Below are 6,979 nucleotides of genomic sequence, written 5' to 3'. Positions count from 1 at the left end.
ATCCCCCTTGGGGGGAGAGGGCTGGGGTGAGGGGGGAATCCAGCTGACACCCCGCAACCTTTGAATCAAACGCGAAACTGATCCATCAAACGCTGCTGCTGATTCGCCAGACTATTGAGCGACTGGCTCACCCGCGCCGATTCGTTCGCCTGGCCGGACAGCGACTCGGTCACGTCGCGAATCGTCGCCACGTTGTTATTGATCTCCTCGGCCACCGCACTCTGCTCTTCAGCGGCACTGGCAATCTGCAGGTTCATGTCGCTGATCACCGTCACCGCATCACCGATCTGGCGCAGCGCGGTCACCGCTTGGCCCACCTGTTCGACGCTGCCCTGGGCCTGACGATGGCTGTTGCCCATCGAACCGACCACATCCTGCGTGCCGCTCTGCAATTGTTCGATGACCTGGCGGGTTTCTTCCACCGATTCCTGGGTGCGGCGGGCGAGGTTGCGCACTTCGTCGGCGACCACGGCAAAACCACGTCCGGCTTCACCGGCACGGGCCGCTTCGATCGCCGCGTTGAGCGCCAGCAGGTTGGTCTGTTCGGCAATGGCACGGATGGTTTCCAGCACCGCGCCGATCTTCTCGCTGTTGGCGGCCAGACCTTCGACCTGCACCATCGCCGCGCTCATGTCGGCGGCGAGGGTGTCGATGCTCGCGGTGGTGCGGTCGATCACGGTCAGGCCCTGACGGGTGGCGCGATCGGCATCCTTGGCGGCTTCGGCGGCCTGTGCGGCACTGCGCGCGACGTCTTGCGCGGTGGCGCTCATTTCGTGGGACGCGGTGGCCACCTGATCGACCTGACGGTATTGCTGCTCCATGCCGGCGCTGGTCTGGGTGGCGATGGCCGAAGACTGGTCGGCGGTGTTGCGCGCATCCTGCACCGAACGTTTCACTTCGGCGATGATCGGCTGCAACTTGTCGAGGAAGCGGTTGAACCAACCGGCCAATTGCCCGAGTTCGTCCTGCTTGTCGTAGGCCAGCCGGCGGGTCAGATCGCCTTCGCCGCTGGCGATGTCTTCGAGCATGTGCGCCACGCCGAGAATCGGTTTGGTCACGCTGCGCGCCATCAGCCACACCAGCAACAGGCCGATCAACGCAGCCAGAACACCCAGGCTCAATTCGATCAACGTGCCGGAATTATTGCTCGCGTCCAGTTGTTGCTTGAGCGCTTCGGCGCGGCTGACCAGGACTTTCTCAGGCACATCCAGCAACACGCCCCACGCCGGGCCGCCCGGTATCGGCTGGAACGGCGAGAGCACTTTCAACTGGCCGTTGCTGTGCAGGCTGCTGACGCTGCTGCTGGAGGCGAGCTTGCTCAGCAACTCGGCACCGCTGACTTTGTCGACGGCATCCAGACGCTGGCTCAATTTGCTCGCGTCCGGGCTGTAACCGGCGAGCAGACCGGCGGGGCTGATGATGCTCACGGCGGTCTGGCCGTCATAGAGCTTTTTGCTCGCGCTCTGGCTGATCGCTTGCAGGCTGTTGAGGTTGATATCCACCGACAGCGAGGCGATGACTTTGCCGTTGACCATCAGCGGGAAAACGATGCTGGTCATCAGCACGTTGTGGCCGTCGATGACATAGAAGTACGGTTCGATCACACATGGCTTGAGCGTGGCGCGCGGGCAGGTGAACCAGGCATTGGCCGCCTGCCCGCTGGGGCCGGTGCTGGTGTCGGCCATGTCGCTTTCCGGCAACGCCATCGAGGTGACTTTGCCCGGGGTCGGCTGCGACCAGTACAGCGCGAAGCGGCCTTTGTCGTTGCTGCCCAGTTCCGCCTGGCCGGCAAACAGTTCGTCCTTGCCGTCCAGCGCGTTGGCTTCGAACACCAGCGACAGGCCGAGCAAGTCCGGGTTGGCTTGCAGCGCCGATTTGACCTGACGGGTCATGTCTTCGCGCAGGTCGAAGGCATCGAGGAAACGCTTCTCGGCCTGTTCGCGCAGGAACAGCACCTGCCGCGAGAAACCGTGGCCGTACTGATAGGCGTCCATGAACTGCTGGCGAATGCCGGCGGCTTGCACTTCACCCTGGGATTCGATGCGCGCCTGGGCGGATTCGGTGAGCATTTCCATGCTCGAAGCTTTTACCAGTTCGGAACTGTGCTCCATGCGATACAGCGATAGACCGACCAACAGGGTCACGATACCGGCCAGGCAGAGCCCGGCGAGCAAGGTGATTTTCCATTGGATGGAAAGTTGTCTGAGCGACATGGAGACGTCCTTATTCGATAAATATCTGAGACTTTGCACTGTAACGGCCGCAAATCGGCTTTCTTTATCCTTGAAACACAATTGCCACAGGTTGACCCTGTAGGAGCTGCCGAAGGCTGCGATCTTTTGATCTTGCCTTTAAAAACAACATCAAAAGATCGCAGCCTTCGGCAGCTCCTACAGGGGCGTGGCTTTGACAAGGGGAGTTCGCTGCGGCACAGTGCGCGCCCTTCTAATAAGACCCTCTTTGCAAATCCGCCGATTAAGATTGGCGGACTCATTCTGTCTGGCGGTCGGTTTTCCACCGCAGTGTTTTTCGAGGAAATGAAATGAATGCAGTCATAGCGGCAGTCGGCGTCATGCTGATTCTCAGCCTGTCCCGCGTGCACGTCGTGATCGCTTTGATCGTTGGCGCGCTGGTCGGCGGCCTGACCGGTGGTCTGGGTATCGACGCCACGCTCAAGGCCTTCAACAGCGGCTTGGGCGGCGGCGCCACCGTGGCGTTGTCCTACGCGTTGCTCGGCGCTTTCGCCGTGGCGATTGCCAAGTCTGGCCTGGCCCATGCGCTGGCCGACAAGGCGTTGGCCATGGTTGATCGCCAGCATGCGACCGGCGGCGGCAGTGTCAAATGGCTGCTGATCGGCCTGTTGTGGGTGGTGGCGATCGCTTCGCAGAACATCCTGCCGATCCACATTGCGTTCATTCCGCTGCTGGTGCCGCCGCTTTTATATGTACTGACCAAGCTGCAACTTGACCGCCGCTTGATCGCCTGTGTGATGACGTTCGGCCTGATCACGCCGTACATGTTTCTCCCGGTAGGCTTCGGTAACATCTTTCTCAACGAAATTCTGTTGGCGAATGTTGCGCGCAGCGGCGTCGACATCAGTGGTATCAATGTCACCCACGCCATGGGCATTCCGGCGTTCGGCATGTTGGTCGGGCTGGGCATTGCCTTTATCAGCTATCGCAAGAAGCGCGTGTATGACCTGGCGAAAATCGAGCAGGTCGAACAGGTCGCAGTGCAGTACAACCCGTTGAGCCTGGGGATTGCCGGGGTGGCGATTGCCGCCGCGTTCATTGTGCAGTTGCTGCTGGACTCGATGATTATCGGGGCGCTGGTCGGCTTTTTGATCTTTTCGGCCTCCGGTATCGTCAAGTGGCGCGAGACCGATGATCTGTTTACCGAAGGCATGAAGATGATGGCGATGATTGGTTTCATCATGATCGCCTCTTCCGGTTTCGGTGAAGTGATCAAAGCCACCGGGGAAGTGCAGACGCTGGTGCAAGCTTCGGCAGCGTGGATCAATCACAGCAAGGGCATCGGCGCGTTGATGATGTTGCTGGTGGGTTTGCTGGTGACCATGGGCATCGGCTCGTCCTTCTCGACAGTGCCGATTCTGGCGGTGATTTTCGTGCCGTTGTGCGTGCAGCTGGGCTTCAGCCCGATTGCGATCGTGTGCATCGTCGGTACTGCCGGTGCATTGGGTGACGCCGGTTCGCCGGCTTCGGACTCGACCCTCGGCCCGACCTCCGGCCTGAACATCGACGGCCAGCATCACCATATCTGGGACACCGTGGTGCCGACGTTCCTGCACTACAACCTGCCGCTGCTGGCATTCGGCTGGGTGGCCGCGATGGTTCTCTGAACCCCATGTATTCCTTGTAGGAGTGAGCCTGCTCGCGATAGCGGTGTATCTGTCAGTACATCTGCCAATTGATACACCGCTATCGCGAGCAGGCTCACTCCTACAGGGAGTGGGGTGACCACGGACTCAACTTTTGATCTGGCGTGCCGTTAAAGCCTTTAACCACGCCAATAAAATCAAAAGAGTGAGCCCCAAAATGCGCCTGAGCCTCAAGGCTAAAGTCCTGTCCCTCGCCGTTCTACCGGTGTTGCTCTTTGCGCTGGTCATCAGCCTGACCACGCTGTTCATCCTTCAGGAACAAGCGCACAAAGAGGTCGAACAGACCCGCGAGCGCCTGCTCGGCGATGCCAAAGCCACTCTGCAAAGTTACGTCGCCGTGGCCATGACCACGATCAAACCGCTGTACGACGCGGCCGCGCCGGGTGACAACGAGGCGCGGGCGCAGGCGATCAAGTTGCTTTCGGGTATTCGCTACGGCAAGGACGGCTACTTCTTCGGCTACGACTCCGAGACCGTGCGCCTGTTCAAGGCCAATGACCCCGAAGGCGTGGGCAAAAGCTTCAAGGACAACCGCGATCCGAACGGCGTTTACGTCAATCTCGGGCTGGTGAAAGTGGCGAAAGACGGCACGCACTATCTGCAGTACAGCTCGCCACTGCCTGGCAATGCCAAGGTACTGGTGCCGAAACTCGGTTACACCGAATACCTGGCGAAGTGGGACATGGCAGTCGGCACCTCGGTCAACCTCGACGGTATTGAAGCGCAAGTCGCACAGGTCGAAGCACAAGTGCAGGAACGCATGCAAGGCGTGGTGCTGAGCATCGTCGGCGTGGCGGTGGTGGTGCTGTTGGTGATCGCGGCGGCGGGGATGCTGCTGGCCAATACCATTTTGCGTCCGTTGACCCTGATGAAAGCCAACCTCGACGACATCGCCGCAGGCGAGGGCGATCTGACCCGCCGCTTGAACATCACCAGCCAAGATGAACTCGGCGAACTGGCCGGTTCGTTCAATCGCTTCGTCGACAAGATCCACGGCCTGGTGCGGCAGATCACCGAAATGACCACGCAACTCACCGGGCTGGTGACGCAGGTATCGGATCAGGCGCAGCGCTCGGATCAGGCGATGGAGCGTCAACGCCACGAAACCGATCAGGTCGCCACGGCGATCAATGAAATGTCCGCCGCCGCGCAGGAAGTCGCCAAGAGCGCACAGAACGCCGCCGTCGCCGCCCAGCAGACCGACGAAGAAGGCCAGAGCGCCAAACGCGTGGTGGCTGGCAGCATCAAGCAGATTCATGCCTTGGTCGATGACATTCGCAGCAGCGGTGTCTCGCTCGACAGCCTGCAGCAGGACGTGACGTCGATTGTCGGTGTGCTCGGGGTGATTCGTTCGATTGCCGAGCAAACCAACCTGCTGGCGCTGAACGCCGCGATTGAAGCAGCGCGCGCTGGTGAGGCCGGACGCGGCTTTGCCGTGGTCGCGGACGAGGTGCGGGCGTTGGCCAGTCGCACGCAGATCAGCACGCAGGAAATTCAGGGCATGATCGATCGCTTGCAGGCTGGCACCCAGCAAGCGGTCGAGGCGATGCGCCGTTCCAGCGAGGCCGGTGACGGCACTTCGCAACAAGCCAATCAGGCCGGCGCTTCGCTGGATGCGATGGCATCGTTGATTGCGACGATCAACTCGATGAACGCGCAGATTGCCAGTGCGGCTGAGGAGCAGACGGCGGTGGCCGAAGAGATCAACCGCAGCGTGCATCAGATTGCGGTGGCGGTGGATAACGTCGCCGATGAAACGCAGTTGGGTGCGCAGACTTCGCGGAGTTTGGCGGAGCTTGGTCAGCGCCTTGGCAAACTCGTGGGTCAGTTCCGTATTTGACCGCTTGAAAAGCCCCTCACCCTAACCCTCTCCCCGAGGGAGAGGGGACTGACCGGGGTGTCTTGCGTCATCCATCGACCTGAGGAATCGAGTCGATTATGGATTCACAGCAGGGCTCTCAGGTCGGGGCATGCCTGCAATATCCCCCAATCAGTTCCCTCTCCCTCCGGGAGAGGGCTAGGGTGAGGGGCTTTTGATTTTCAGCTTTTAGGGAAGATCCCAGTAGGGCACTTCACCAAAGCATTCGACAAAGAAATCAATCACCGTGCGCACCTTCACCGACAACCTCCGGCTCCCCGGCCACAGCACTGCAATCTGCTGCGGCTCCAGGCTGTTCGACACCTGATACTCCCCCAGCACCGGCACCAGCGTGCCTTCACGCACCGCTTCACCAATCAACCACGACGGAAACATCACCAGCCCCAAACCTTGCTCGGCGGCTTGGGTCAGGGTGTCGGCGTGGTTACCGGTGATCGGGCCTTTGACCGAGTAGGGCGTCCAGTCCTCGCCCTCGCGGCGGAAAAACCAGCGCTGCAGACCGGCCGCGCCTTTGTAGGCCAGGCACTGGTGCTGCGCCAGGTCGTCGGGGTGTTGCGGTGTGCCGTGGTGCTTGAGATAGGCCGGGCTGGCGGCGACCTGAAAACGGTGCGGCGCCAGAATCCGCGCCTGCATGCTCGAGTCGTGCAGCGCGCCGATGCGAAATAGCAAGTCCGCGCCTTCCTGCAACGGGTCGACATAATGGTCGGTCTGTTGGATATCCAGTTGCAGCTTTGGGTAGCGCGTGCACAACTGGCCGAGCCACGGGGTGAGGTGGCGCTGGCCGAACACCACCGGGGCGTTGATGCGCACCAGGCCTGTGGGTTCGCTTTGCTGTTCCTGCAAGGCCTGTTCGGCTTCCTCCAATTGCACCAGCACCAGCCGCGCATGATGGCCGAGCATGCGCCCGGCCTCGGTCGGTGTGACGGCGCGAGTGTGACGGTAGAGCAATTGCTGATTGAGCGCCTGCTCCATCAACTGGATCTGCCGCGAGATCGACGAGGGCGCCACGCCTTCGCGGCGTGCGACTTCGGAAAAGCTGCCGTGGTCGAGCACCGCGACAAACAGTCGTAGTGCCTTGAATCCGAGTTCGTTGAGCCCGTGCATGGTTTGCCCTGCTGTGCGTGTTACGCAAAGGTGTTGTCCGGATGCTCCCATTTATCGCACAGCGACACCAGCCGATAATCCGCGCCATCGTTAATCTG

Annotated in this window: 4 protein-coding genes and 2 pseudogenes; 3 read left to right on the top strand and 3 right to left on the bottom strand. The window is 60.9% G+C overall.

The genetic code is table 11. The features are described 5' to 3' along the window. Positions 1-65: 65 nt before the first annotated feature. Together AK821_RS31300 and AK821_RS31295 are read right to left on the bottom strand one after the other, a co-directional pair. Positions 66-821: a methyl-accepting chemotaxis protein gene (locus AK821_RS31300; protein ID WP_371920172.1), complete on the bottom strand. Its 756-nt coding sequence runs from the start codon at positions 819-821 to the stop codon at positions 66-68. Between the two features lie 102 nt (positions 822-923). Then, a pseudogene (locus AK821_RS31295) lies at positions 924-1,070 on the bottom strand (HAMP domain-containing protein); the annotation flags it as partial. A gap of 1,472 nt (positions 1,071-2,542) precedes the next feature. On the opposite strand from AK821_RS31295, the gene AK821_RS04065 reads away from it, so the two are divergent. The 3 genes and pseudogenes from AK821_RS04065 to AK821_RS31285 all read left to right on the top strand — a co-directional run bounded on the left by AK821_RS04065 (position 2,543) and on the right by AK821_RS31285 (position 5,738). Beyond that, on the top strand, positions 2,543-3,859 hold the full coding sequence (locus tag AK821_RS04065) for a Na+/H+ antiporter family protein (RefSeq protein ID WP_064388296.1): 1,317 nt from the start codon (positions 2,543-2,545) through the stop codon (positions 3,857-3,859). A gap of 196 nt (positions 3,860-4,055) precedes the next feature. Continuing rightward, positions 4,056-4,880: pseudogene (locus AK821_RS31290) on the top strand (cache domain-containing protein); the annotation flags it as partial. 36 nt (positions 4,881-4,916) lie between these two features. Continuing rightward, on the top strand, positions 4,917-5,738 hold the full coding sequence (locus tag AK821_RS31285) for a methyl-accepting chemotaxis protein (protein ID WP_371924620.1): 822 nt from the start codon (positions 4,917-4,919) through the stop codon (positions 5,736-5,738). A gap of 207 nt (positions 5,739-5,945) precedes the next feature. On the opposite strand, the gene AK821_RS04055 is transcribed toward AK821_RS31285, so the two are convergent. Further along, on the bottom strand, positions 5,946-6,881 hold the full coding sequence (locus tag AK821_RS04055; protein WP_064388292.1) for a LysR family transcriptional regulator: 936 nt from the start codon (positions 6,879-6,881) through the stop codon (positions 5,946-5,948). Positions 6,882-6,979 lie beyond the last annotated feature (98 nt).

This window comes from Pseudomonas sp. RIT-PI-r (assembly GCF_001297015.1).
GTDB lineage: Bacteria > Pseudomonadota > Gammaproteobacteria > Pseudomonadales > Pseudomonadaceae > Aquipseudomonas.
Note: the sequence above shows the minus strand (reverse complement) of the source record. Positions and strands in the feature narration are given on the sequence as shown.

What these genes read in the sequence shown, in the direction of transcription:
- AK821_RS31300 (WP_371920172.1), bottom strand. Translation starts at nt 821, where the DNA reads ATGGAGCAGCAATACCGTCAGGTCGATCAGGTGGCCACCGCGTCCCAC.
- AK821_RS04065 (WP_064388296.1), top strand. Translation starts at nt 2,543, where the DNA reads ATGAATGCAGTCATAGCGGCAGTCGGCGTCATGCTGATTCTCAGCCTG.
- AK821_RS31285 (WP_371924620.1), top strand. Translation starts at nt 4,917, where the DNA reads ATGACCACGCAACTCACCGGGCTGGTGACGCAGGTATCGGATCAGGCG.
- AK821_RS04055 (WP_064388292.1), bottom strand. Translation starts at nt 6,881, where the DNA reads ATGCACGGGCTCAACGAACTCGGATTCAAGGCACTACGACTGTTTGTC.